Genomic DNA, 25,288 nt, shown 5'->3' with positions numbered 1-25,288 from the left:
GCGGCGGCCGGGAACCCGCCACCCAAACGCCCCCATTCGGAGCGTAGCCCATGGAATTGCGCCATCTCCGCTACTTCATTGCCGTCGCGGAGCATGAGAGCGTGCGGCTGGCGTCCAAGCGGGTGCACATCACTCAACCCGCCATCTCGCGCCAGATCCAGTTCCTGGAGGAGGAACTGGGGGTCGCGCTGTTCGATCGCGGGCCGCGCGGGCTGCGGCTCACTGCCGCCGGCGCCCATTATCTGGTCGAGGCGCGCAGACTCCTGGCACAACTGGAAGCCGCCGGCCGCTCCGTCAAGCTCATCGCCGCCGGTCTACAGGGGCGGCTGCGGATCGGCTTCGTAGAAAACGCCGGCTGGGACGGACTGGTGCCGGAACTGTTCAGCCGCTTCCAAAGGGAGGCTCCCGGTGTCCAGTTCGAGCTGGCGCCGCTCAACACCCCGATGCAGCTGGAGGAAATGGAGGATGGAACCCTGGACGGCGGCTTCGTCTACCTGTTCGAGCCGCCGCCGGCCAACCTCGCGACCGTCCCCCTGCTCGACCATGGCGTGACGCTCGCGGTGCCGCGCGCCTGGGGGCTGTCGGCGGATGTTCCGATGCGCGCCCGGGACCTTGCCGGCCGCCCTTTCGTCACCTTTCCCCGCTCGATCTACCCAGCATACTACGACCTGCTGCTGAGCGCCTGCCGCCAAGCCGGGCTGACCCTGAATGTGGTGCAGGAGGTGTCGACCGAAGCCGCCATCCTGTCGCTGGTCTCCGCCGGAATCGGAGCAGCCATCGTCAACTCGGCGAACCGCGCGCGTCCCCCCGCACGGGCCCAGTTCCTTGATCTGGCGGACGTGTCGATCCGCCTGCCGCTATCCTTCGCGTGCCTGTCCGAGAATGCCAACCCGGCGCTGATCCGCTTCCGCGCCGTCATCGCCGCCGCTCTCTGACCACATTTGCCGGCAGCACTGCCACGCTCATACCGATGCCTGACAGGCATCGGTATGAGCAGAAAACAGCACTCGCAGTTCCATCAGGAATTCGCAACACTGAAGACAGTCAGTGATCCGAACGATGCTGCCGGTACGGCCGGCGCCTCGCGACGCTGCTTTCAAACAGATCCCCTTTGCCCAACGAGGTCCGCATGACCCGTGCGACGTCCCGCATCTCCACCGATGTCGATTTCGAACGCGACGGCTTCCAGACAGGCACGCTGCGCGTTCCCCATTCCCACGACCGTTCCGCCTACGGGCACATCGCCATCCCCGTCGCCGTGCTGAAGCGCGGAACCGGACCGACCGTTCTGCTGACCGGCGGCAATCACGGCGACGAGTATGAGGGGCCGATCGCCCTGGCCAAGCTGGTGCGCCGCCTGCCCGCGCTGGCGATCAGCGGCCGCCTGATCGTGATCCCGGCGCTGAACTTCCCGGCCCACATGCACGGCAGCCGCACCTCGCCGATCGACAAGGGCAACCTGAACCGGATGTTCCCCGGCGCCCGCGACGGCACGCCGACCCAGATGATCGCCCACTATGTGGAGACCGTGCTGCTGCCGATGGCCGACTTGGCTCTCGACCTTCACGCCGGGGGAGCGTCGATGAACCATCTGCCGACCCTGCTCGCCTCGCCGCCGCCGGACGAAGAGCGGCAGGGACTTTACCGCCGGCTGGTCGAGGGGTTTGGTGCGCCGAACGTAATGATCGCCAACCTGCTGGGCGAGGACCGCACCTTCGCCGCCGCCGCCGAACGCCAGGGCAAGCTGTTCCTGTGCGGGGAATTCGGCGGTTTCGGCACCTGCGATCCGACCGGCCTGGCCATCGTCGAGGACGGCATCGAGCGTCTGCTGACCACGGTCGGCCTGCTGCCCGAACATCCGGCACCCGAGCCGCGCCCGGGCCGGCTGCTGCGCGTGGAGGGCGAACGGCACTATGTCTTCGCCCCCTGCCCCGGCCTGTTCGAGCCCGCTTTCCGCCTCGGCGACGATGTCAGCGAGGGGCAGCTCGCCGGCCGCATCCACGACCCCCACGCGCCCTGGCGCGACCCTGTGGAACTGCATTTCCGCGGCTCCGGCGTCGCGGTCTGCGTCCGCAGCTTCACCCACGTGCAACCCGGCGACTGCGTCGTCCATCTCGCCGCCGACACCAGCTGGACCTGACCCTCCGCCGCCCCCTCCCGACCGGAGCTTACCCATGCCCTTGCCCATGCCATCGCTCGTTCGACGCTCGGTCCTCGCCGCCAGCGCCTGCCTGCCGCTGCTCGCCGCTGCGGATGCGGGCGCCGCCGGCACTCCCACGACCCTGCGCATGGTGCCGCAGGCGGACCTGAAGTTTCTCGATCCGATGTTCACGACCAATTACGTGACGCGGAACTACGGCTATCTCGTCTTCGACACGCTGTTCGGCCTGGATTCGCACGGCGTGCCGAAACCGCAGATGGTGGAAAGCTATATCCGTTCCGACGACGGGCTGACCTGGAGCTTCACTCTGCGGCCCGGTCTCGCCTTCCACGACGGCGCCCCGGTCCGCGCCGCCGACTGCGTCGCGTCGTTGCAACGCTGGTCCAAGCGCGACAATTACGGCCGCGCCATGATGGCCGCCGGCGCGCAGTGGCGGGTGGAGGACGAGCGCCGCTTCACCCTGACGCTTGCCCAGCCCTTCGGTCTGGTGCTCGAATCCCTTGCCAAGGCATCCGGCATGATTCCGGTCATCATGCCGGAACGCACCGCCAGCCGGTCGGGCGACGAGCCGTCGAACGAGGCAATCGGCTCCGGCCCCTACATGTTCAAACGGGATGAATGGGTACCCGGCAGCAAGGTGGTGTTCGTGCGCAATCCGGCCTATGTCGGGCGGAGCGAGCCGGCGGACTTCCTTTCCGGCAACCGCGCCGGACATATCGAACGCATCGAATGGCTTTACCTTCCCGATTCCAACAGCGCCACGGCATCGCTGGCCCTGGGCGAAGTCGACATGCTGGAGCTGGTGCCGCCTGACTACATCGCCCCTCTGCGGGACGACAAGACGATCCAGGTCCGGCAGGGCGGCGCCATCCAGGCCTCCATGATCGTCAACCATCTGCATCCCCCCTTCAACAACCCGAAAATCCGTCAGGCCGTGCTGCATGCGATCGACCAGGAAAAGTTCCTGGCCGCCATGGGCTACCCGCCCGACCTGCGCATGAAGCATTGCGCGACCTTCTTCATCTGCGGCGGCCCCAACGAAACCTCGGCCGGTGCCGACGCCTACAAGAAGCCCGACATCGCCACCGCCAAACGGCTGCTGGCCGAAGCCGGTTACAAGGGCGAGCCGGTGGTGGTGCTGCTGCCCACCGACTATGCCGTGCTGAATGCCGCGGCACTGATGGTCATCCAGACGTTGAAGGATATCGGGATGAACGTCACGACACAGTCGATGGACTGGGCTTCGGTGGTCGCCCGCCGCGCCAGGAAGGATCCGCCGGGCGCCGGCGGCTGGAGCGCGTATGCGACCTACGCCGCCAGCTTCGACGTCAACTCGCCGATCAACAACTTCATGCTGGGCTCGGCCTGCGGCAACAGCATGCCCGGATGGCCCTGCGACGAGACGCTGGACAAGCTGCGGGCGGAGTGGATCCGGGCCGACAAGCCGGAAGAGCGCCGCGCCCGGCTCGACGCCTTCCAGGAGCAGGCGTACCAGACGGTGCCCTATATCCCGCTTGGCCAGTACGCCTCCCCCTACGCGGTGCGCAACGACGTGACGAACGTCGATCGGCTGACCGGCGACGTACCCCAGCTGTGGGTATTGGACAAGAGTCCCGCGACCCAGTGACCACCACCAAGTGACTGCCCGCCCGATGAACGTCAACGCGCTCGTGGAGTGACCGTCATGACCTATGTTCTTCGCCGCGTCGCCGCCACGTTGCCGGTGATGGCGGTCGTCGCGATCCTCGTCTTTCTGCTGATCCACCTGTCATCCGGTGATCCGGCCGCTCTGATCGCCGGCGACACCGCCACCGCCGAGGACATCGCCCGGCTGCGCGGCGTGCTCGGCCTCGACCAGCCGCTCTGGAGTCAATTCCTTCTGTGGATCGGCCGGCTCGCCGGGGGGGACCTCGGCACCTCGATCTTCACCGGGGTGCCGGTCGCCTCTCTTCTGGCACAGCGGCTGGAACCGACGCTTTCCATCGCGCTGCTGACCATGACGCTTGCCGTGCTGGTATCGGTGCCGCTCGGGGTGCTGGCGGCGCACAAGGCGGGAAGCTGGGTCGACCGGCTGGTGATGATCTTCGCCGTGCTGGCCTTTTCGACGCCCGTCTTTTTGGTCGGCTACCTGTTCATCTACGGCTTCGCCATCAAGCTCGGCTGGTTGCCGGTGCAGGGCTATGTCAGCCTCGCCAAAGGCTTCTGGCCGTGGCTGAGCCACCTGATCCTGCCCTGCGTGAACCTGTCGCTGGTCTACATCGCGCTCCTTACCAGGATGACGCGCGCCACCGTGCTCGACGTGCTGCACGAGGACTATATCCGGACCGCCCGCGCCAAGGGGTTGGGGGTGGTCGCGGTGCTGGGCCACGCGCTGCGCAACGCCGCCATTCCCATCGTGACCACCGTAGGCGTCGGCATCGCCTTTCTGATCGGCGGCGTGGTGGTGAGCGAGACGGTGTTCGCGATCCCCGGCGTCGGGAGACTGGTGATCGATTCCGTCCAACGCCACGACTATCCGGTGATCCAGAGCGTGCTGCTGCTGTCGGCAGGAATGTATGTGCTGATCAATCTGCTGATCGATCTCAGCTATCGCCTGTTCGATCCGCGCATCCGTGCCTGAACCCGCCCGGAATGCCGGCCGGAATGAAAGCTCCGACGAAAGGTCCACTGCCATGACGACAGTCTCCCTCGCTCCGGCGGCGGCCGGTGCCGCGGTACGCACGCCCACCATCCGCTCGCGCATGCGCCGCTGGCTGCGCAAACATCCGACCCTGATCGTTGGCGCCGCTCTGCTGTCCACCGTCGCCGCCCTGTCGGTGGCAGCACCCTGGATCGCCAGCCATGATCCCCAGGCGCTCAATCCGCTGGCCCGTTTCCGGCCGCCCTCGGCGGAGCATCTTTTCGGCACGGATGCGATGGGCCGCGACCTGTTCAGCCGCACCGTCTGGGGTGGCCGCGCCTCCCTGTCGGTCGGCCTGCTGGTCGCGGTGCTGGCAACCTCGGTCGGGGTGGCGCTCGGCCTGCTGGCCGGCTTCGTCCGCTGGGCCGAAGGTCCGGTGATGCGGCTGATGGACGGGTTGATGGCCATTCCGGACATCCTGCTCGCCATCGCGCTGATGGCGGTGACGCGCGCCGGCCTGACCACCGTGGTCGTGGCTATCACCGTTCCGCAGGTGCCGAGGGTGGTGCGTCTGGTCCGCTCGCTGGCGCTGAGCCTGCGCGAACGGCAGTATGTCGAGGCCGCGCATGCGCTGGGCACGCCCCTGCCGGTGATCCTGGTCCGCCATGTGTTGCCCAACGTGATCACGCCGCTGATCGTACAGGCGACCTTCATCGCCGCGACCGCCATTCTGATCGAGGCGCTGCTGTCCTTCCTCGGCGTCGGGCTGCCGCCGCAGATCCCGAGCTGGGGCACCATGATGGCGGACGCCCGCAACTTCATCGCCATCGCCTTCCACGCCGCGCTGTTCCCCGGTCTGTTCCTGGCAGCCACGGTGCTGTCGGTGAACCTGATCGGCGACGGGCTGCGCGACGCCCTCGATCCCCGTCTGGCCCGCCAACTCTAGGATTCCGCCATGACCGCCTCACGCGACCTGCGGGACGATCCGCCCCTGTTGGAAATCGACGAACTGCGCACCCACTTCGACACGCTGGCCGGCACCGTCCGGTCGGTGGACGGCGTCTCCTACCGGCTGAACGCCGGGGAAACGCTTGGCATCGTCGGCGAGTCCGGATGCGGCAAGAGCGTGACCGCCCTGTCGATCCTGCGCCTGCTGCCGTCGCCGCCGGCCCGCTTCGCCGGAGGCGCCATCCGCTTCCGCGGTATCGATCTGCTGTCGCTGTCGGAACGCGAGATGCGCGACATCCGCGGCAACCGGATTTCGATGATCTTCCAGGAGCCGATGACCTCGCTGAACCCGGTGCTGACGGTCGGACGCCAGATCGCCGAGACGGTCATGCTGCACCAGGGCCTCGGCCGACGCGAAGCGTGGACCCGCGCGGTGGAGATGCTGCGGCTGGTCCAGATCGCCGAGCCGAACCGCCGTGCCGCCGAGTACCCGCATCAGATGTCGGGCGGGATGCGCCAGCGGGTGATGATCGCGCTGGCCCTGGCCTGCCATCCCGACGTGCTGATCGCCGACGAGCCGACGACCGCGCTGGACGTGACCATCCAAGCACAGATCCTCGACCTGCTGCGCGATCTTCAGGCCCGGCTCGGCATGGGGATCATCATGATCACCCATGATCTCGGGGTGGTGGCTGAATGCTGCGACCGCGTCGTGGTGATGTATGCCGGCCGCAAGGTGGAGGAGGCGCCGGTCGAGGATTTGTTCGACCGGCCGCTGCATCCCTACACCCGCGCGCTGATGGCATCGATGCCGTCCATGGCCGGCGGCGGTTCGCGCCTGCCGGAAATTCCTGGCATGGTGCCCGCTCCCCAGGATCTCGGCGCCGGCTGCGCCTTCGCCCCGCGCTGCGCCTTTGCCACGGAGCGATGCCGGCGCGAGCCCCCGCCCCTGACCGCCGTCGGCGACGGCCATGCCGTCGCCTGCTTCGAGGCGGAGCGCGTGGGCGGCACCACCGCGGCGTTCCCCCTCCCCTTCCAGACCTCTCCAACCCAGGCTGGAGCATCCGCATGACCCTGCAATCGATCGCAACCCCGTCGCCTCTCCTGGACGTGACGAACCTCACCAAGCACTTCGTGCTTGGCCGCCGGGCGCCGTGGACGCCTACCCCGAGCGTGAAGGCGGTGGACGGCGTGTCCTTCGCGCTGGATCGGGGCGAGACGCTGTCCCTGGTCGGCGAGTCCGGCTGCGGCAAGACCACCACGGGCAAGTCGGTGCTGCGCCTGATCGAACCCAGCGGTGGCTCGATCCGTCTCGACGGCGAGGATCTGCTCTCGCTGTCCCCGACCGAGATGCGCCGCCGCCGCCGCGACATGCAGATCGTCTTCCAGGATCCCTATGCCTCGCTGAACCCGCGCCTGCCGGCCGGCGAGATCGTCGCCGAGCCGCTACGCAACTTCGACGACCCGGCTTGGCGCTCGGCCAGGCAACGGGAGGAACGCATCGCCTGGCTGTTCTCCAGGGTCGGTCTGCGGCCAGAGACGATGCGCAAGCTGCCGGCCGAGTTCTCCGGCGGACAGCGCCAGCGTCTGGGCATCGCCCGCGCGCTGGCACTCAACCCGAAGCTGATCGTCTGCGACGAGCCGGTGTCGGCGCTCGACGTCTCGGTCCAAGCCCAGGTGGTCAACCTGCTGATGGACCTGCAGGCGGAATTCGGCATCGCCTATCTGTTCGTGGCCCATGATCTGGCGGTGGTCCGCCACATCAGCCACCAGGTGGCGGTGATGTATCTCGGCCGCATCGTCGAGATTGCGGACCGTGACACGCTGTTCAACATCCCCGCCCACCCTTACACCCGGATGCTGCTGTCGTCGGTGCCGTCGCCCCGTCCCAGGGCGAAAGCGGAGCGGATGCTGCCGCTCGGCGACCCCCCGAGTCCGTTCAAGCCGCCGAGCGGCTGCGGCTTCCATCCCCGCTGTCCGTTCGCCCGGGCCGAATGCCGGGAGACCGCGCCGACGCTGGCCCCGCCCGCCGCGGGCGGCCCCCCGTCGCATCGGGTGGCATGCCATCTCGCCGCATAGACCGGTCCACGCCCGTCGCTCCACCCCCCTGATCAAGGCTGCACCATGATGTCGCCACCACGGCCATTCTCCTTTCCATCGCACCTCCACACATCTCCAGATGGCGCCGTCGGGCCGGAAGGATTTTCCCCATGAACAGTTTGGAGGCGTCACGGCCGGCCTATGATCTGGTCCTGCGCAACGGAACCGTGGTGGACGGCAGCGGCCGGGCGGGCTTCACGGCGGACGTTGCGATTGCCGCAGACCGTATCGCCGCGGTAGGCCGGTTGCCGGCGGGAAGCGGCACGGCGGAGTTGGACGTGACCGGGCTGGTGGTGGCCCCGGGATTCATCGACGTCCACACCCACGATGACCGGCTCGTGCTCATCCGGCCGCAGGCGAAACCGAAGATCACCCAAGGGGTCACGACCGTGGTGACCGGCAACTGCGGGGCCAGTCTCGCACCGGCCATGCTGAACGACCCGATCCCGGGACCTCTGAACCTTCTGGGCAAGAGCGCCGGCGACTTCTTCTCCTCGTTCGCCGACTACGTGACGGCCGTCGGAAAGGCCTCCCCCGCGGTGAATGTCGTGCCGCTGGTTGGACACATGACCTTGCGCGCGTCGGTTGGCGCCGATCCGGCGCGCGCGGCGTCGGCCGACGAGATCGTCCGCATGCAGGCCATGCTGAGGGAAGCCCTGGAAACCGGCGCCTGCGGCTTTTCGACCGGACTGGCCTATCCGTTCAGCAACAACGCGTCTACGGCGGAAGTGACGGCGCTCGCCGCGGTGGCCGGAGAATTCGGCGCCATCTACACCACCCACATGCGCAACGAGGGTGAAGGCATGCTGGCGGCTCTGGAGGAATCGTTCGCCACCGCGCGCGCCGCCGGGGTGCGGTTGGTCATTTCGCATCACAAGTGCCTCGGCATGTCGATGTGGGGGCGCAGCGCACAGACGCTGGCGGCGATCGACGAGGCGGCGCGGTCGTGGGACGTCGCATTCGACGCTTATCCCTATACGGCCAGCTCGACCATCCTGTTGCCCGGCAAGCTCAAGACCGCGCGCGAAACCTGGGTGACGTGGTCGACCCCGCACCCGGAAGCGACCGGCCGGCGCGTCGAGGACATCGCATCGGCATGGGGCTGCACGCCTGAAGAGGCGGCGGAACGGCTCGGCCCGGCCGGCGCCATCTACGTCAACATGGACGAGGACGATGTTCGCCGCATCATGAAGCACCCGTTGTGCATGATCGGATCGGACGGGCTGCCGCATGACCAACACCCGCATCCGCGACTGTGGGGCACGTTCCCGCGGGTCCTCGGCCACTATAGCCGGGATATTGGGCTGTTCCCTCTTGAGGAGGCGGTGCATCGCATGACCGGCCTGCCGGCCCGCCATTTCGGCATCGCCGACCGCGGCACCGTCAGCGTCGGCGCCTTTGCCGATCTCTGCGTTTTCGATCCGGCGACGGTGCGTGACCACGCCGATTTCACCCGTCCGACGGAGCCCGCCTCCGGCATCGTCCATGTGCTTGTCAACGGGCACATGGCATTGCGCGACGGCCGCCACACCGGCAGCGGTGTGGGCCGTATCATCGGCAAAGCCGGCGGATGACTTCCTGAACGACCTGCTCCTTCTCGCCAGTAAACGCGTTGATTTCCGCAATGACCTCGGTGCCGCCGTCCTTCACGCGGCACTCGATCCGTGCCGGCAGGATTTCATTTCTCTGCAGGCCGCCCGTCTACAACTGCTTCAACCTCCAACGCCACCTGGTCTCACGCCGTACCCTGCACACCTTCCGGGCGCAGGTCAGAGTGGACTGGCAGGCAGCGGCTGTCGCGGCGTGAGCCTGGCGGGAAATCGAAGCATGCTGCGCGCCTGCCAAGTTATCGCGGCAATGCCCTTGATAGAGCGGATTGACCGGCATCTGAATCGGGGGATTCCCACGAGCGGTCATTTATGATTCAAGCTTTGGACTGGTTGAAGGAGGCCGGTCTGGATGGCGAAAGCCCTGTCTGTCGATCTTCGTCGGCGTGTGGTGGAGGCGGTTGCGGCTGGAGCGTCTTGCCGGGCAGCCGCGGCACGCTTCGAGGTTGGGGTTTCCTCAGCGATCCGCTGGGTGGTCCGTGCGCGAACGCGCGGAGACCTGACCCCGGACAAACGCGGTGGCAATGTCCGCTCACATCGGATCGACGAGCACCGGGACCTCATCCTTGGCTGGATCGAGGAGAAGCCCGACCTGACCTTGGCGGAGGTGGCCGAGCGTCTGGATGAGGCGGTGGGGTATCGGCCACTGCCCAGCGTTGTGTGCCGGTTCTTCCAGCGTCACAGTGTGACGCGGAAAAAAAGACGGCGCACGCTGCCGAACAGGATCGAGCGGACATAGCCGCCGGCCGTCAGGCTTGGTTCGACGTCCAGCCGGACCTGGACCCAGAGCGCCTGGTGTTCATCGATGAATGCGGCACCTCCACCAAGATGGCGGGGATGTACGGCCGCGCGTTACGAGGAGAACGCTGCCGCGCTGCGGTTCCTCATGGGCAATGGAAGACGACGACCTTCGTGGGCGCCCTTCGGTTGTCCGGGATCACCGCCCCGATGACACTCGACGGCGCCATGGGCGGCGCAGCCTTTCTCGCTTATGTCGAGCGGGTCCTGGGACCGACGTTGAGCCACGGAGACGTCGTCGTGATGGACAACTTGCCCGCCCACAAGCTTCCGGCCGTGCGGGCGGCAATCGAGCGGACAGGTGCCGTCCTGAAGCTCCTGCCGCCTTACAGCCCCGACTTCAACCCCATCGAGATGGCCTTCTCAAAGATCAAGGCGAGCCTCAGGGAAGCCGCCGCAAGGACGCTCCCAGAACTGTGGGATGCTATCGACAACGTGACGCCAAGCGACAGTCGAGCCTTCTTTACCGCCGCCGGTTACGAACCAGAAGAATCGGAATCCGCTCTAATACTACACTCGGCATTTATCGATTTGTATACGTCGTTTCCAATGCGATTGTTTTGCTCGCTGTTGATGACGTCTTCACCAAAGTGACCAATCGATAACGGCGTCGATGCCAAGTGTCGGCCGAGGCAGAAGGTGAAGAAGCAGGCGTCGAAATTCCGGTACAGTCAGGGGGATCAAGTCGGCCGCCGGGTCGACCAGGTCCTCTCCCCCCGATGGCCGCCTTGCGCAAGACGGTGAGGAAGGCGAATGCCAGCATGGCCAAGGTGATGTGGCGGTGCCATCCGGTCCAGGAGCGCGCCTCGTACTGGTCGAGCTCGACCTCGCCATTGCGCCATCTCGAAGCTGCTCTCGATGGTCCAGCGCGCGCCTGCCACCCGCACCAGATCGGCCAACGCGGTCCCTTCCGGAGCATGGGTCAGGTAGAAGGTCAACGCGCCATCCCCCAGACGGCGTCGGATCAGAAGGGCTTTGTTCCAGCCCTGCGGGGCACCACGGAACGGCAGGTGTGCCCAATCGTAAAGCCGCGGCCCCTTGGCGCCATCGCCGGCACTGAGCCGCTTCCAGCCGTCCGCGGGCACTTCTTCGATCCAGTCGCTCACCGTACCCGGCCATAGCCGCTGACCGCTGGTAACGGTCAGCACGCACCCGATCCGGCGGCGCTTCAGTTCGCGCCGGATGGCGCTGTCGGTGTCGTAGACGCTGTCGCCTGCCACCCAGGCACACGGCACGCCGGCGTCCAGCGCGCGCTTCAGCATCGTGAGACCCAGCTTGGGCTTGGTGGCAAAGGCCACCTCCTCCGGCACCCAGGCCGTGCGGCAGCGATCCTCATCGCCGGCCCAGGACTGCGGCAAATACAGGGCGCGGTATATCAGGGCGTAACCATGTCGTCCGGCGTAGCCAAGGAAGACGCCGATCTGACAGTTCTCGATGCGCCCAGCGGTGCCTGAGTATTGACGCTGCACGCCGACCGAACGCTCGCCCTTCTTCAGGAAACTGGTCTCGTCCAGCACCAGCACGGCGTCGGGATCGCCCAGATGATCAACGACATAAGTCTGCAAGTCGTCGCGAACGGCGTCGGCGTCCCAGCGCATGCGGGCCAGGAAATCCTGGACGCTGTCGGGGCTGGCATCGCCGGCAGCTTCAGCCAGATGCCAGCCGTTCTTGCGCTCCAGGGGAGACAGAAGGCCCGCCAAATACCGACGAGCCCGCTCGCCTGCCTCTGGCCGACAAAATCGGGGGCCAATCCGGACAGCCAGCACATCCAGATCCCGAGCCCAACTCGCCGCTTCCGCTGCCGTCATCATCCCAACCTCCCAGCGTTAGGATGATCCCTTCAACAAGCGGGCCGCAAATTGATCCGGGTTGTAGTATTAGTGCCCCAGGAGCCGGTTGTGCCTATAGCATGCTGTTGCAGGCACTGTTGACGGCAATCTGCATGCCAGTCCGTCCGACTGCTGCAACAGTCCCGCTCTCCTCAAAGAAGCGTTCACATAACTTCCAATTGAAACACCACGCCACGAACAAGGTCTCAGTGGCAATTCTCCAATCTCATGTGGGGATACTGAGCCGACGAGCAACGAGGTTGGCAAGCGCCACATCTTCAATTCCTACGCCAACCGACTTGTAGACGATGATCTGCTCGTGATCACCTCTCCACGCATTGGGTTCGGCGACCACGGCGCCCAGTTCCTCCACTCGCTGCCAGTCCACCGCGTCGCCGGCGAGCACCAGATCGCCCGCCTCGCGGCGCGCCTGCGGCTTCCACTCCACGACAATGCGCTCCGCGCGCTCGAGCAGGATCGCATCGATTTCCCGAGTGTCGGGTTTGCTTGATCCGATTGCCGCCACGAAGGCACCACGCTTCACCACATTACCGGAAAAAAGTGGGGTCTTGGCACGGGTCGCCGTGACGATGATGTCAGCCTCACGCACGGCCTCAGCCGCCTCGACCGCCGCCGCATCGACCCCGAAGCGGTCGCGAATCCATCTGGCGCAATCGACAGCCCCCTCCCGACCGACAATATGCACGAGGCCAAACGTCCGGGTGGTCAGAAAGGCTTCCAAATGCGCACGGGCCTGGATGCCTGTGCCGAACACGGCCAGCACCTCGGCATCGCGCCGGGCCAAGGCATTGGCAGCCACCACCGTGACTGCCGCAGTGCGGAATTCAGTCAGCGCGTTGCCTTCCATGACGGCGATCAGCCGGCCATCGGTGTTGGAAAACAGAGGAAGGATAAAATTGAACTTGCCGTCGACCGTCGGGTAGATCTTGGCCCCCGTGACGCCGGCGTCGGTGAGGATGGCACCCATCATGCCGAGCGATACACCGCCGCCATGTACCCGAACGCGGTCCTGCATGGCGGCGGCGCCGCGTCCATGATCGCGGAAAGCGTCTGCCATGGCAGCAATGGCATCGGGAAAGGTCAGGACGCTACGAACGTCTGAATCGCTGATGAACACTGTAACCTCCGGAAATGGCCGAATGGCCGCCGTTGAGCAAAATTGGCAGATTGGTCGGTTCAATTGCCCGATCCGCCCGGATACCCGCCCCATCACTCGCTAAGAGGCGGGAACCAGTTCGGCGCTGGTTCCAGCGAGGCTGGGCAAGGTGAACCCCTGGAGCGAAATGGCCGGGCGACGGCCGGCCACCAGATCACCAACGACCCGCGCCGACCCCATCGCCAAGGTAAAGCCGAGGGCGCCGTGCCCGACATTCAAGAGCAGATTGGACAATTTCGTCGGCCCGAGAATTGGCATGCTGGTCGGCGTTGCCGGTCGCAAGCCGCACCATGGATCGAGTTGCCGATAGTCGGAAACGTCGGGGAAAGCGGCCTTCGCTTCGCGGATCAGCAGCGCCAGCCGCTGTTCATCCATCTCCCGTCCGTACCCGACGATGTCGGCCATACCCGCGACACGCAGGCGATCGCCGAGCGGAGCGTAGACGATCTTGCGGGCATAATCCGTGACGCTGACAGCGGGAGACGTTGCCGCTGCGCGTACCGCCACCGAAATGCTGTATCCTTTCAGCGGGTAGATCGGCAGATCGACCCTCGCCGTGCCTGCCAGCGCCCGGCTTCCGGTTCCGAGAGCAAGGATATAGGCGTCGGCCTCAATCGCGCCCTGGTCGGTTTCGAGCGCCAACACCCGTTCCCGATCGCAAACGAATCTGCTGGCGGCGAGGCCATAGGCGAATTTGACAGTGTAAGGCGCCGCACGCAGCAGCGCTTCCAGCCCGACGCAGAACCGATAGCAATCGGCGGCCTGCTCGCTGGGCGTGAAAATCCCGCCGACCAGGCGGTCGCGAATGCGGGACAGGGACGGCTCGATCGTCAGGCACTCCGCCGCATCAACGGCGTGCTGAACGCAGCCGAAGCGTTCCTGGTAGCGCATTTGCGCGACGGCGCCCTGGAAACTCTTCTCGTTGGAGTAGACTACCAGCTTGCCCGTGCGGGAGTGCGAAAAGTCCAGTTCGGTTCCGGCGACGAACTCTTCCAGCATCGCGCGGCTGTACAAGGAGAGGGTCAGCAGGCGCTCGGTGGCGCGGCGGCTCTGCCGGCCGGTGCACGCCGCCAGGAACTGCAGGCACCAGCGCCATTGATGCGGATCGAGACGCGGATGGAAACGCAGCGGCGAATTGCGGTCGAGCAGCCAGAGCGGCAAATCCCGCAAGGCGCCGGGGCCGGCCAGCGGTGCGACGTAGCTGTAGCTGAGCTGACCGCCGTTGGCGTAGCTGGCACTGCGCGCCGGACCGTGCTCCCGGTCGACGACCGTGACATGGTGGCCGTCCTGGGCAAGGCAGTAAGCGGTGGTCAGGCCGGCGACACCGGCCCCGAGAACGATGATGTGCATGCGTGCATCTTTCAATTGGAGCGCGGCATCCGCTCACGCGGCGCGCAACTGCGCCAGGAACCGGGCCACCGCTCCGTGCAGGTTTTCAGCCTCGGTCACGAACTCGCTGGCGACCGCCTGCACCTCACGAACCGTCGCCGACGAGGTCTCCGCCGCCACGCTGACGTCAGTGATGTGGTGCGATACCTCCCGTGTGCCCGATGCCACTCCCTGCACGTTGCGGGCAATGTCGGCGGTGGCTGCACCCTGCTGTTCGACCGCCGTGGCGATTGTGGCGGAGATCTCCTGCATGGCGGTGATCGTGTCGGCGATCTCGCGGATGGCGGTCACGGCTGCACCGGTGGCGCTTTGCATTGCGCCGACCTGCGCCTTGATCTCGTCGGTCGCCTTGCCCGTCTGCGAGGCCAGGCTCTTCACCTCCGAGGCGACGACCGCGAACCCGCGTCCCATCTCGCCGGCCCGGGCCGCTTCGATGGTGGCGTTCAGGGCCAGCAGGTTGGTCCGGTGGGCGATCTCGCTGATCAGCGTGACGATGCGCCCGATGCGCTCCGCCGCCTCCTCCAGGCCGGCGACCATCGCGTTGGTGTGATGGGCCTTGGCGGTGGCCTCGCGGGCGACATCGGCGGCGCGGCTGACCTGGCTGGACACGTCGGCGATGGATGCCGACAGCTCCTCGGCACCGCCGGCCACGGCATCCACGCGCACCGACGCCTCGTCGGCCAGACAGGCGACCTTGGCCGCCTCGCGGCTTGAGCATTCGGCTGCCTCGAAAACGATGCCGAAGCGTTGCTGGAGCTGGCCGGCACGCTCGTTGAGCGCCGCCACCACGCTGTGCACGCTGCTTTCCAGGCGGTTCGAGATGCCGGCCATCAGACGTTGCTGCTCGGCCGCGGCCCGGTCGGCCTGTGCCGCGGCTTCGGACTCCAGTCGCCCACGCTCCAGCAGCGCGTCGCGGAACACCTGGACGGACCGCGCCATGGTGCCGATCTCGTCGGAGCGCGAGGCATGCGGCACCGTAGCGCCTGTATCGCCAGCCGACAGGTGTTGCATGACCTGCGCGATGCGCAGCATCGGACGGGACACCATCCGCGCCACGAACGCATAGAGGATGACCGCTCCGAACACCGACGCCGCCGCTCCGACGGCCATGATCAGGCGCTGCTCGGCGAAGCGTTCCGACGCGGCCTGCGACTGCGCGGCAAGGGCCGTGCGCTCCGCTTCGATGGTTTCGCTGACCGAGTGGCGAATGCGTTCGATCGCATTGCGCGACGCGTCGGTGGCGGTCATGATCCGCATGTCGCCCTGCACCGCGTCCCGCCACTGCTTGACCGCCTCGATGGTCGCCTCGAGCCGGGCGCGGTGAGGCAGGTCGGCCGGTCGGAGCGCCTGCGTCTCCGCGACAAGGGTGTCGAACCTTCGCTTAAGCGTGTCCTTGAAGGGGGCCAGAACCTCTGTATTGGTGGACGCCAGATAGAGGCTGACGGCCATGTCCTGCTCGGAGACGTTCTGGAGGATCTGCTGCAGCCGGCCGATCACTTCATATCCCTGGACGGTGGCCTCCTCGCTGCGGCCGATCGCCTCCAGCCCCCGCAGATTGACGCCGGCCACGGCGAATGACACCGCCACGAACATACCGAAGAGGAGGACCAGCTTGGTCGCGATGCCTTTGGCGCGCCTGCCCGGACCTGTGTTCATGAACGCCTCCTGCGCGGATCAGGCCGCGCTGGTGTGGGGATTGCGGATGACCCGTCCGGGACGCGCGCCGACGATGCCGCCGTCCCGCAGCACGGGCTGGCCGTTGACGAAGACGTGGACGATGCCGGCCGCTGGCTTGGTGGGGTTGCGGAAGTCGGCGCAGTCGCACACCGTGGCCGGGTCGAAGACGCAGAGGTCGGCAAAGGCGCCGACGCTGACGGTGCCGCGATCGGCGATGCCGAACTGCCGCGCCGGCAGCCCGGTCATCCGGTGGACCGCCTCTTCCAGGGTGAACAGGCCGGTCTCGCGGCAATAATGGCCGAGCACGCGCGGGAACGTGCCCCAGAGCCGCGGATGCGGGTGCTGATCGTGCGGCAGGCCGTCGGACCCGATCATGCAGAGCCGGTGCTTCAGAATGCGGCGGACATCAGCTTCGTCCATATTGACGTAGATCGCACCGGCCGGTGCCAGGCGTTCCGCCGCTTCCTCCGGCGTGCAGCCCCAGTCAGCGGCGATGTCGTCGACCCGCCGGCCGGTCGCCTCGGGAAAGGGGGTGGACCAGGTCACCCAGGTCTCGCTGGAACGCTGGAGCTTTTCCGGCAGCAGGACGGTGGAGCTTGCGGTGTAGGGGTAGGCATCGAGGGCGATGTTCGACACCCCCGCAGCCTTGTCAACGGTCGCCGCGTCGATGGCCGCCAGCGTCAGGACGCTGCGCCCCCAGACCGACAGGCCGAGGCACTTGTGGTGGGAAATGACCAACCGCACCCCGGCGGCGCGCGCGGTGGCGAAGGATTCCTCGAGCGACGCCAGCACCCCCTCCCCTTCGTCGCGCATGTGGGTGGTGTAGACCGCACCGTAGCGGCCGGCGACCGAGGCGAGCGCCACCACCTCTTCCATCGGTGCGTTGCGGCTGAAGGGATAGGCGAGGCCGGTGGAGAAGCCGAAGGCCCCCGCCCGCATCGCCTCGTCCAGCATCGCCCGCATGGCGGCGACCTCGCCTTCCGACGCCGCCCGTGCCGGGTCGGCGCCGACCGACGCGCGTAGCCCCATGTGCCCGACCAGCGGCACCACGTTCACCGCGGGGGACGCCCCCTCCACCGCCGCCAGATAGGCGGGAAAGGTGCCGAAGAAGTCGTCCGTCGCCTTGCCCAGCACGTTCAGCGGGGCCGGCACGATGCCATCGGAGGCCGCGGAATCGAGGATCACGGGAGCGAGGCTGACGCCGCAATTGCCGGTGACCACGGTCGTCACGCCCTGCGTGACCTTCGGCTCCGCCTCCGGCTGGATGAGGATCAGCCGGTCATCGTGGGTGTGGACGTCGATGAATCCGGGCGCCACCACCAGTCCGGTCACGTCCAGCTCCAGCGCGCCGCTGCCCTCGGTCAACGGACCGACCGCGACGATGCGGTCCGCCGCGATGGCGACATCCGCCGTGAAGGCCGGCCGCCCGCTGCCGTCGGCCACCATGCCGTTGCGCAGAACCACGTCGTAAAGCGGGCGCGGTTCCCCGTTTCCGTCCCCGCCGCAAGGCTGCGGCAGAGACGGAGTGATGAGCTCTTCCATGATGCGTCCCTTATGCCTTGGCCCGGCGCGCCGCCCGTGCCCGCAGTCCTTCGATAGCGCCCATCAGCAGCACGGACATGACGATGATGAGCGTGGAAACCACCGCGATGGTCGGCGACAGGTCGAAGTCGATGTCCTCGAACATCTTGCGTGTCAGCGTCTTTTCGGTGCTGCTGGACAGGAAGTAGGAGATCACCGCCTCGTCCAGCGAAGTGATGAAGGCGAAGGCCGCGGCGGTCGCGAAGCTGGGCCCCAGCAGCGGCAGCGTGACATGCCGGAAGGCGCGCAGCCGGTTCGCCCCAAGGCTGGCCGCCGCCATCTCCAGGCTGGGGTCCATCTTCTGCAGGCCGGCCGAGACAGTGATGACAACGAAGGGCAGACAGACCACCGTGTGGGCCAGCACGAAGCCTGTCAGCGAGCCCAGCAGGTTCCACTTCATGTAGACCATGTACATGGCGACGGCGATCACGATGTGCGGCACGATCATCGGCGCCAGCACGACGGCGCGCACGGCGCCCTTCAACGGCACCCTGCCCCGCACCAGCGCCAGTGCGCCCATGGTGCCGAACGTCATGGCCGCAACGGTGGTCAATCCGGCGACCTTCAGGCTGAACAGCGTGGCGCCGATCCATTCCGGGTCCTGGAAATACGCTACGTACCAGCGCAGCGACCAGTGGGCCGGCGGGAAAGCCAGATACTGGGTGTCGCTGAACGAGGTCGGAATGACGACGAGGGTCGGCAGCAGCAGGAAAAGGAAGATCAGGGCGCAGACGCCCTTGAGCAGCGCGTCGCCGAAATGTTTCGAGAGATTCTGGCGCTGGGCGGCCGCGGTGGCCGCCGGCGCGGAATGCGCGTGCGAGGTCATGACGCGGCCTTCTTGTCGAGCCCGAGGAAACGGTTGAACACCGTGACGAGCAGCAGGGTGATGCCGAGCAGAAGGGCTGCAAGCGCACCGGCGAAGGGCCAGTTGAGCAGTTCCGTGGTCTGCTGGCCGATGAGCGTGGCGACCATCAGCGTCTCCGGTCCCCCGACCAGCGCCGGCGTGACGTAGAAGCCCAGCGACAGGATGAAGACCATCAGCACGCCCGAGGCGACGCCCGGCAGGCTCAGCGGCAGCACCACCAGGAAGAAGACACGGGATGCTTTGGCGCCGAGGCTCTGCGCCGCCAGCGGCAGGTCGCGCGGGATGGTGCGCAGCGCCGCCCAGATCGGCAGGATCATGTAGGGCAGCAGCACATGGGTCATGGCGATGGTGACCGACAGCTCGTTGTAGAGCAGCGGCAGCGGCGCATCGGTCAGCCCCAGGCCCATCAGCACGGAATTGAGCAGGCCATTGCGTTGCAGGATGATGATCCAGGCATAGCTGCGCACCAGCACGCTGGTCCACAGCGGCACCAGGACGCAGGCGGTCGCGACGGCAAGCCGCCAGCCGCTCAGCCGGGCCATCAGGAAGGCCACCGGATAGGCCAGCACCAGCGTCAGGGCGGTGACCGTGATGCCCAGCAGGAGGGTCCGGCCGAGGATGCGCAGGTAGAGCGGCGATTCGGCGATGTGGACGAACTCGGCGAGAGTAAAGTCCGGGTTCCAGACGCTCACCGAAAGCAGGCGGCCGACCGGCAGGATGAACGCCACGCACAGCCCGATCACCAGCGGGCCGACCAGCAGCAGGGAGAGCGATGCCGGAAACCTCCGTCCGTCGGCTTGCCACAGCGTGGCCGCGAGCCGTTTGAGCGATGCGGTCATGGCGGCGCCCCTCAATAGACCAGCGCGTTGGCAGGGTCCCAGGTCAGGGACACCGCCTCGCCGCGCACGGGCTTCATCGCGTCGCTCTGCACCGGGACGCGCACGGTGATCTCGGGCAGGCCGTCGGAGCGCAGCAGGTAGATCAGCGTCGGTCCGGCATAGATCACGTCCGCCACCGTGGCGGCCATCCCGCCGGCGGTGGCGGGCGCCAGCGCGATGCGCTCCGGACGGACCGTCAGACGCACCCGTGCCCCCGACGCCGTGCCGTGACGGGCGGCGGCGGCGGCCGGCGTGCCCCGCACCACCGCCCCGCCGGCAAGCCGCACCGTCCACTCCTTTCCGGCAGTGGCCACAAGCTCGCCATCCAGCAGGTTGGTCTCGCCGACGAAGCTGGCGACGAAGGGGTTCGCCGGCCGCTCGTACAGCTCCGCCGGGGTGCCGACCTGCTCCAGCCGGCCCCGGTTCATGACCGCAATGCGGTCGGCCATGGTCAGCGCCTCCTCCTGATCGTGGGTAACGTAGATCACCGTGGCGCCCAGAGACTCCTGAAGGTGCTTGATTTCGATCTGCATGCGCTCCCGCAGTTTCTTGTCGAGCGCCCCCAGCGGCTCGTCCATCAGCAGCACGGGGGGCCGGTAGACGATGGCGCGGGCAAGAGCCACGCGCTGCTGCTGGCCACCGGAGAGCTGCGCCGGCAACCGCTTCTCCATGCCCTCCAGCCCGACGGCGCGCAGCGCATCCAGCGCCTTGAGCCGGCGCTCCCCGGTGGTGACGCCGCGCATGCGCAACGGGAACGCCACATTGTCGAGAATGGTCATGTGCGGGAACAGCGCGTACTTCTGAAACACCATGCCGACGTCGCGGCGGTGCGCCGGCATGCGTGACACGTCGACGCCGTCGATGCATACGGCGCCGCTGTCCGGGTGTTCGAAGCCGGCGATCATCATCAGCAGCGTCGTCTTTCCCGACCCGCTGGGGCCGAGCAGCGCCACGAACTCACCCCGACCGACGGAGAGGTTGACGCCGTCCACCGCCGTGAAGCTGCCGTAGTGTTTGATGATGCTGTCCATCGACACCGTTCCGCCGCGAATGGGCTGCAAGGCGGAATAGTCCTCGTGGATGGAGTGGGCTGTGGTCATGGAGCTCTCCTCTCAGGAGACACCCACCGCTGCATGGCGGCGGGGCGGGGTTCTGGGTGCGGCGTTGGGGGGAATATCCCGGAATGCCGTGCATCACGCCGCGACGCGGCACAGCGTCGCGCGCTGCCTTGGAACCGGGCTGTCGATGGTGCGCTCCGCCTCAGCCGCGAACGACAGCAGCATCGTGTCGTCATGGCGCCGTGCGGCGAACTGCAGGCCCACCGGCATGCCTCGGGCGGTGAAGCCGATCGGGATGGACAGCGCCGGGAGGTCGAGATAATTGGCGAACCGGGTGAAGACAGTCGGCACGTGGTCCTCGTCCACCGCGGATACGGGGATCGCGCCGTCGGGGCAGGTTGGAAGCGCGATAAGGTCGAACCCGCACATCGCGGCGTCGAACCGCCGCTGGTGCTGCCGCCGCTCCGCAATCATCGCTTCGTGCGGCGGCATGGCGCGACCGCTCAGGATGCGGTTGCGGACGACCGGCCCGAACAGCTCCGGCGTCGCCTCGATCGCCGCCCCATGGATGGCGTAGGCTTCGTAGAGCGCGAGGTGGCCAGCCAGCGCCGAGTAGGTTTCGAGGCGTTCCGGACTGTGGAACCGTCCGACCCGGTGTCCGGCATGCGCCAGCCTGACCAGCGCCGCCCGGTAGAGCGCCTGGATCTCCGGCGTCACCGTGTCCAGTTCGACGTCCTCGAGATCGCCGATCCGCAGCGGGGTAACGGAGCCCTGTGACATCCCGCCCGCTGTCCCGCCGCCCTTCAACAGTTCCGTGAACACCGTCCGCACGTCCTCGACGGTCTGGCCAAGCAACCCGACGACGTCGTGCGTCGGGCTGTAGGGGATCACCCCGTCGAGCGGCACCAGCCCCGGAGATGGCTTGAATCCGACGATGCCGCAGAAGCCGGCGGGAATGCGCACCGACCCTCCGGTGTCGGAACCGAGGGCGATCGGCGCCAAGCCGGCGGCGACGGCGACCGCGGACCCGCTGCTCGACCCGCCGGGAACGCAGTGCTCTCCGACGTTCCAGGGGTTGCGGGGGATCGGGGACGCGCTCTGGGTCCCCCAGCCGCCGCAGCCCAGCTCGACCGTCGCGGTCTTGCCAAGAACGATCATCCCGGCATCCTGCAGCCGCTTCACCGAGCAGGAGGACGCGGGCGCCGGGGTCGGCGGTCGCGCGTTCGACCCGCCGCGCGTCGGCAGGCCGGCCACGTCGAACAGGTCCTTGACCGCCAGCGGAATCCCGTCGAGCGAACCGCGCGCCAGCCCGCTGCGGCGGCGGGCATCGCTTTCCCGGGCCAGCGACAAAGCGTCGTCGGCCAAGGCGACGAAGGCGTTCAACGTCGGATCGTCCCGGCGAATGCGATCAAGACAGCCGGAGACGATGGCTTCGGAGGACAGATGGCCCTCGGCCAGTGCCGTCGACAGTTGGGACAGGGTCAGGCCGGACCCATTCGGGTTGCAAGCGTCCATGGTCGATGAATCCAGGATTGATGCGCCGTTTCGATCGGCGCCATCGTTTCAGGCTCGCGTTTCAGGCTCGGGCGGCGGTCGGGAGCGTCACCTACTGAGCCACCGATTCCACCGTTCGATAACCGCGGCGCGATTGGCGGCGATCCATGCAGGGTCGATCACGGCCATCTTCGCCATGTTTTCCGGCGCCGAGCCACGCGCTGCACGGTCCTCGGGGCTGAGAAGCGCCAGCATGTTGCGGTTCGAGGTGTCGTATTTGAATGCGTTCGCGAAGGTGAGGTGGGCTTCCGGCCGGGTCAGGTAATAGTCGAGAAAGGCGTAGGCCTTGTCCTGGTTAGCTCCACCCTTGAGCATCGCCCAATAGCCGATGTTCGGCACGGCGTCGTTCCAGACGACGGAGATGGGCAGCCCCTGGTCCTTGAGGACGAAGCCGCTGCCCGACCACATCATGGCCATGACGACCTCGTTGGAGCGGAGCAGCTGCATGCTCTGGTCGCCGGTGCGCCACCATACGGCGATCGATGGACGCAGCTCGTCGAGTTTCTTGAACGCACGATCGAGGTCGAGCGGGAAAAGCTTGTCCCGCGGCACCCCGTCGGCCATCAATGCCGCCATGAGCGGCCACCAGGGCGCCCCGGCGTTGGGCATCGCGCGCGGTCCGGGGAAGCGTTTGACATCCCAGAAATCGGCCCAAGTCTGCGGCCCGCCTTGAGGGAATCGCTTGGCGTCGTACACGATGCTGACGCCGCCCATGGTGCGCAGCAGGCCACGTTCGGTGCAGGCACCGTCAACCGCCTGGGAGAGGTTCGTGAGCCTGGAGCAGTCAAGCTTGGCCAAGCTGTCGGCCTGCGCGACCAGATCCTCCGGCCAGGCCGTGACGATGTCCCAGCCGATGGCGTTCGCCTCGCGCATGGCCTTCACCTTGGTCCAGGTTTCCGCGTTGCTGGCAGCCACCGGACGGATGCGGACACCGGTCTTTTCCGTGAAGGGCTCATAGAAATTCTTGCGCAGCGCCTGCTCGAACGCGCCGCCCGTCGCGACGACGACCAATTCCTTCTCTTGCGCACGTGATGGAGCCGCACTGCCCAGCGCGACCGCCAGCGACGCGGACAGGAGGGTGAGGGTCCGCAATGAAAGCAAGATGTCCTCCCTTATGAGTGGCCAACGCACAGTTTGTGGGGCTGTGCATTTCGTTGGAAAGGTTTTATGAAAGATACCTTACATCGTTGCATGAGTGGTCGCAATGTGTTTTTCATAGGCATCCATTTATGAAATTTGCACGACACGCTGCCGGGAAGACCAAGTAATGAACCTGCTGGAACGGATCGGCCTGCGCCGTGCCGACCTGACGGAAAGCGAGCAGACGCTCGCCCGCTACGTCGCGATGAACTACGCCGGTCTGGCCTACGAACCGGCCGCCCAGATTGCGCAGAAGTGCGATGTCAGTGCGGCGACCGCGACGCGGTTTTTCACGAAGCTGGGCTACGACAGCTTTGCCGACGTGCAGCGGGAAGTTCGCGAACAGATCGAACAGCGCCTGAGTTCTCCGCTCGGCCGCTTGGGTTCGAAGGGGTCCAACGCGGAGTCCATGACGGACTTGGTCGCTCAGACCTTGGAGCGCGATCTGCGCAACATTCAGGCGGCCAGTGCCGGGATGCAGCCGAGCCGGATCATCGGCATGGCCGAGATTCTCGTACAGTCGAAGGGAACGCTCTACGTCTACGGGGAAAAGAAGGCGCATGCCGTCGCCTTCTACCTGTACGCCCAACTCAACCTTTGTCTGGACCGGGTGGTGATGCTGACGTCCGAGCAGTCGCTGCTTGCGGACCGCTTGCTGCAGGTTGGCCCTGACGACAGTCTGCTGGTCGTCGATCCCCGACGCTATGCCCGTTCATCGCTTTATGTGGCGCAAACCTTCAGTGAGCGCTCGGCCCAGGTGCTGCTGCTCGGCGACAGTGAAACGTCGCCGATAGCCGCGATGGCCAGTTTCGGCATCCACTGCCCAGTCGAAGGGGCCTCGTTGTTCGATTCCTATGCGGCTCTGATGTTCGCGGCCAACGCTCTGAGCAACGTCGTGGCTGCACTCCGCAAAACTCAAATCGCCGACCGCTTGAAGGAAGCGGAACGGCTCTGGTCTCGCTTTGAGACGTTCGCGACCAAGAGCAACCAGCCTGAAGAGCACTGATTCAGTGGCTGTTCGTGGACGTCATGTGGGGGTGCCTGGGTGACGAGCCGCTTCAGGCGGCGTGAGAGGATCGAGATGAAGGCGATCTCGATGAACGCGACGAGGTGCTCCTTCGTCCGCTCGACGACGGTGTTCAATCACCGGTAGCGGCTCAGCCACCCAAACGGCATTGTCACACCAAAGACGATGGCCCGGTGGCTGTGACGGTATTCTCACCGAATGTCACCGTTCTCATTTGCCCGCCATCAGTTCCCGCCCGCGATCATCCAGCATGCGATCTAGCTGTATCTGCGGTTCACTTTGAGCTACCGGGACGTCGAGGAACTGCTGGCTCAACGCGGCATCGATATGTCTTACGAAACCGTGCGCCGCTGGGTCGTGAAGTTCGGGCCGGCCATTGCTGGCAACTTGCGGCACCTGCGGCCGAAACCCAGCCCGCGCTGGCATCTGGACGAGATGGTGATCAGGGTCAGCGGCCGGCTCATGTACTTGTGGCGGACCGTCGATGACGAAGGCGAGGTGTTGGAGGTGCCCGTCCAGCGCCGACGCGACAAGGCTGCGGCTTTGAAGTTGATGCGCAAGCTGCTGAAGAAGTATGGCTTCGCCCCCACCCAGGTGACCACCGACAAGCTCCGGTCCTGCGGGGCTGCCTTCCGCCAACTCGGTCTGACCGCCCACCATGAACAAGGGCGGCGAACGAACAACCGGGGCGAGGTCTCACACCAGCCGGTGCGGCGACGAGAGCGCAAGATGCAACGGTTCAAATCCCCAGGCTCGGCCCAGCGCTTCGTCTCTCTTCATGCCGCCGTCTACAACACCTTCAACCTCCAGCGTCACCTGGTCTCCCGCCGCACCCTGCGCAACTTCCGAGCACAGGCCGTGGCCCACTGGCGGGCCGCG

General features: G+C 66.6%; 18 protein-coding genes and 4 pseudogenes. 12 read left to right on the top strand and 10 right to left on the bottom strand.

The window, feature by feature from the left end:
- Positions 1 to 50: 50 nt before the first annotated feature.
- The 10 genes and pseudogenes from TSH20_RS18865 to TSH20_RS18825 all read left to right on the top strand — a co-directional run.
- Positions 51 to 935: a LysR family transcriptional regulator gene (locus tag TSH20_RS18865; RefSeq protein WP_109076157.1), complete on the top strand. Its 885-nt coding sequence runs from the start codon at positions 51 to 53 to the stop codon at positions 933 to 935.
- Positions 936 to 1,129: 194 nt separating this feature from the next.
- The gene (locus TSH20_RS18860; RefSeq protein WP_109076163.1) at positions 1,130 to 2,140 is read left to right on the top strand and encodes a succinylglutamate desuccinylase/aspartoacylase family protein; all 1,011 of its coding nucleotides are present in this window, start codon (positions 1,130 to 1,132) and stop codon (positions 2,138 to 2,140) included.
- A gap of 34 nt (positions 2,141 to 2,174) precedes the next feature.
- Entirely contained in the window at positions 2,175 to 3,788 is a 1,614-nt protein-coding gene (locus tag TSH20_RS18855) for an ABC transporter substrate-binding protein (RefSeq protein WP_109076156.1), read from the top strand.
- 57 nt (positions 3,789 to 3,845) lie between these two features.
- On the top strand, positions 3,846 to 4,781 hold the full coding sequence (locus tag TSH20_RS18850; RefSeq protein ID WP_109076155.1) for an ABC transporter permease: 936 nt from the start codon (positions 3,846 to 3,848) through the stop codon (positions 4,779 to 4,781).
- A 52-nt stretch (positions 4,782 to 4,833) separates the two neighbouring features.
- Positions 4,834 to 5,727: an ABC transporter permease gene (locus TSH20_RS18845; protein WP_109076154.1), complete on the top strand. Its 894-nt coding sequence runs from the start codon at positions 4,834 to 4,836 to the stop codon at positions 5,725 to 5,727.
- A 9-nt stretch (positions 5,728 to 5,736) separates the two neighbouring features.
- Positions 5,737 to 6,801, top strand: a complete 1,065-nt coding sequence (locus TSH20_RS18840) for an ABC transporter ATP-binding protein (RefSeq protein ID WP_109076153.1) — start codon at positions 5,737 to 5,739, stop codon at positions 6,799 to 6,801.
- The gene (locus TSH20_RS18835; RefSeq protein ID WP_109076152.1) at positions 6,798 to 7,808 is read left to right on the top strand and encodes an oligopeptide/dipeptide ABC transporter ATP-binding protein; all 1,011 of its coding nucleotides are present in this window, start codon (positions 6,798 to 6,800) and stop codon (positions 7,806 to 7,808) included. Before TSH20_RS18840 ends, TSH20_RS18835 begins: the two co-directional genes overlap by 4 nt.
- A gap of 191 nt (positions 7,809 to 7,999) precedes the next feature.
- The gene (locus TSH20_RS18830) at positions 8,000 to 9,403 is read left to right on the top strand and encodes a D-aminoacylase (RefSeq protein ID WP_247871491.1); all 1,404 of its coding nucleotides are present in this window, start codon (positions 8,000 to 8,002) and stop codon (positions 9,401 to 9,403) included.
- A gap of 125 nt (positions 9,404 to 9,528) precedes the next feature.
- Positions 9,529 to 9,636 (top strand): annotated as a pseudogene (locus TSH20_RS35715) (IS6 family transposase); the annotation flags it as partial.
- A gap of 152 nt (positions 9,637 to 9,788) precedes the next feature.
- Positions 9,789 to 10,723 (top strand): annotated as a pseudogene (locus tag TSH20_RS18825) (IS630 family transposase); the annotation flags it as partial.
- A 34-nt stretch (positions 10,724 to 10,757) separates the two neighbouring features.
- Here TSH20_RS18825 and TSH20_RS18820 read toward each other — a convergent pair.
- From TSH20_RS18820 to TSH20_RS18775, 10 genes and pseudogenes are all read right to left on the bottom strand, one after another.
- A pseudogene (locus TSH20_RS18820) lies at positions 10,758 to 12,045 on the bottom strand (IS701 family transposase).
- A gap of 244 nt (positions 12,046 to 12,289) precedes the next feature.
- A complete protein-coding gene (locus TSH20_RS18815) occupies positions 12,290 to 13,201 on the bottom strand; it encodes an ornithine cyclodeaminase family protein (RefSeq protein ID WP_199232055.1) in 912 nt (303 codons plus the stop codon).
- Between the two features lie 99 nt (positions 13,202 to 13,300).
- Positions 13,301 to 14,590, bottom strand: a complete 1,290-nt coding sequence (locus TSH20_RS18810; protein WP_109076149.1) for a D-amino acid dehydrogenase — start codon at positions 14,588 to 14,590, stop codon at positions 13,301 to 13,303.
- Positions 14,591 to 14,623: 33 nt separating this feature from the next.
- Positions 14,624 to 16,285, bottom strand: coding sequence for a methyl-accepting chemotaxis protein (locus tag TSH20_RS18805; protein WP_109076148.1), 1,662 nt, complete (start codon positions 16,283 to 16,285; stop codon positions 14,624 to 14,626).
- Positions 16,286 to 16,303: 18 nt separating this feature from the next.
- Positions 16,304 to 17,848, bottom strand: coding sequence for a D-aminoacylase (locus tag TSH20_RS18800; RefSeq protein WP_109076147.1), 1,545 nt, complete (start codon positions 17,846 to 17,848; stop codon positions 16,304 to 16,306).
- Positions 17,849 to 17,858: 10 nt separating this feature from the next.
- Positions 17,859 to 18,713, bottom strand: coding sequence for an ABC transporter permease (locus tag TSH20_RS18795; protein ID WP_109076146.1), 855 nt, complete (start codon positions 18,711 to 18,713; stop codon positions 17,859 to 17,861).
- Positions 18,710 to 19,591, bottom strand: a complete 882-nt coding sequence (locus TSH20_RS18790) for an ABC transporter permease (protein WP_109076145.1) — start codon at positions 19,589 to 19,591, stop codon at positions 18,710 to 18,712. The genes TSH20_RS18795 and TSH20_RS18790 overlap by 4 nt, the downstream gene beginning before the upstream one ends.
- Positions 19,592 to 19,602: 11 nt before the next feature.
- Positions 19,603 to 20,730, bottom strand: coding sequence for an ABC transporter ATP-binding protein (locus TSH20_RS18785; RefSeq protein WP_109076144.1), 1,128 nt, complete (start codon positions 20,728 to 20,730; stop codon positions 19,603 to 19,605).
- 93 nt (positions 20,731 to 20,823) lie between these two features.
- Positions 20,824 to 22,203: an amidase gene (locus TSH20_RS18780; RefSeq protein ID WP_109076143.1), complete on the bottom strand. Its 1,380-nt coding sequence runs from the start codon at positions 22,201 to 22,203 to the stop codon at positions 20,824 to 20,826.
- Positions 22,204 to 22,290: 87 nt separating this feature from the next.
- A complete protein-coding gene (locus TSH20_RS18775) occupies positions 22,291 to 23,334 on the bottom strand; it encodes an ABC transporter substrate-binding protein (protein ID WP_158282018.1) in 1,044 nt (347 codons plus the stop codon).
- Positions 23,335 to 23,509: 175 nt separating this feature from the next.
- On the opposite strand from TSH20_RS18775, the gene TSH20_RS18770 reads away from it, so the two are divergent.
- Positions 23,510 to 24,388 (top strand): MurR/RpiR family transcriptional regulator, encoded by an 879-nt coding sequence (locus TSH20_RS18770; protein WP_109076141.1) that lies wholly within the window; start codon positions 23,510 to 23,512, stop codon positions 24,386 to 24,388.
- 219 nt (positions 24,389 to 24,607) lie between these two features.
- A pseudogene (locus tag TSH20_RS18765) lies at positions 24,608 to 25,288 on the top strand (IS6 family transposase); the annotation flags it as partial.

The sequence above is a fragment of the Azospirillum sp. TSH20 genome, from assembly GCF_003115935.1.
Taxonomy (GTDB): Bacteria; Pseudomonadota; Alphaproteobacteria; order Azospirillales; family Azospirillaceae; genus Azospirillum.
The sequence above is the reverse complement of the archived record's forward strand: the minus strand, read 5'-3'. Positions and strand labels throughout refer to the sequence as shown.

What these genes read in the sequence shown, in the direction of transcription:
- TSH20_RS18865 (WP_109076157.1), top strand. Translation starts at nt 51, where the DNA reads ATGGAATTGCGCCATCTCCGCTACTTCATTGCCGTCGCGGAGCATGAG.
- TSH20_RS18860 (WP_109076163.1), top strand. Translation starts at nt 1,130, where the DNA reads ATGACCCGTGCGACGTCCCGCATCTCCACCGATGTCGATTTCGAACGC.
- TSH20_RS18855 (WP_109076156.1), top strand. Translation starts at nt 2,175, where the DNA reads ATGCCCTTGCCCATGCCATCGCTCGTTCGACGCTCGGTCCTCGCCGCC.
- TSH20_RS18850 (WP_109076155.1), top strand. Translation starts at nt 3,846, where the DNA reads ATGACCTATGTTCTTCGCCGCGTCGCCGCCACGTTGCCGGTGATGGCG.
- TSH20_RS18845 (WP_109076154.1), top strand. Translation starts at nt 4,834, where the DNA reads ATGACGACAGTCTCCCTCGCTCCGGCGGCGGCCGGTGCCGCGGTACGC.
- TSH20_RS18840 (WP_109076153.1), top strand. Translation starts at nt 5,737, where the DNA reads ATGACCGCCTCACGCGACCTGCGGGACGATCCGCCCCTGTTGGAAATC.
- TSH20_RS18835 (WP_109076152.1), top strand. Translation starts at nt 6,798, where the DNA reads ATGACCCTGCAATCGATCGCAACCCCGTCGCCTCTCCTGGACGTGACG.
- TSH20_RS18810 (WP_109076149.1), bottom strand. Translation starts at nt 14,590, where the DNA reads ATGCACATCATCGTTCTCGGGGCCGGTGTCGCCGGCCTGACCACCGCT.
- TSH20_RS18805 (WP_109076148.1), bottom strand. Translation starts at nt 16,285, where the DNA reads ATGAACACAGGTCCGGGCAGGCGCGCCAAAGGCATCGCGACCAAGCTG.
- TSH20_RS18800 (WP_109076147.1), bottom strand. Translation starts at nt 17,848, where the DNA reads ATGGAAGAGCTCATCACTCCGTCTCTGCCGCAGCCTTGCGGCGGGGAC.
- TSH20_RS18795 (WP_109076146.1), bottom strand. Translation starts at nt 18,713, where the DNA reads ATGACCTCGCACGCGCATTCCGCGCCGGCGGCCACCGCGGCCGCCCAG.
- TSH20_RS18790 (WP_109076145.1), bottom strand. Translation starts at nt 19,591, where the DNA reads ATGACCGCATCGCTCAAACGGCTCGCGGCCACGCTGTGGCAAGCCGAC.
- TSH20_RS18785 (WP_109076144.1), bottom strand. Translation starts at nt 20,730, where the DNA reads ATGACCACAGCCCACTCCATCCACGAGGACTATTCCGCCTTGCAGCCC.
- TSH20_RS18780 (WP_109076143.1), bottom strand. Translation starts at nt 22,203, where the DNA reads ATGGACGCTTGCAACCCGAATGGGTCCGGCCTGACCCTGTCCCAACTG.
- TSH20_RS18770 (WP_109076141.1), top strand. Translation starts at nt 23,510, where the DNA reads ATGAACCTGCTGGAACGGATCGGCCTGCGCCGTGCCGACCTGACGGAA.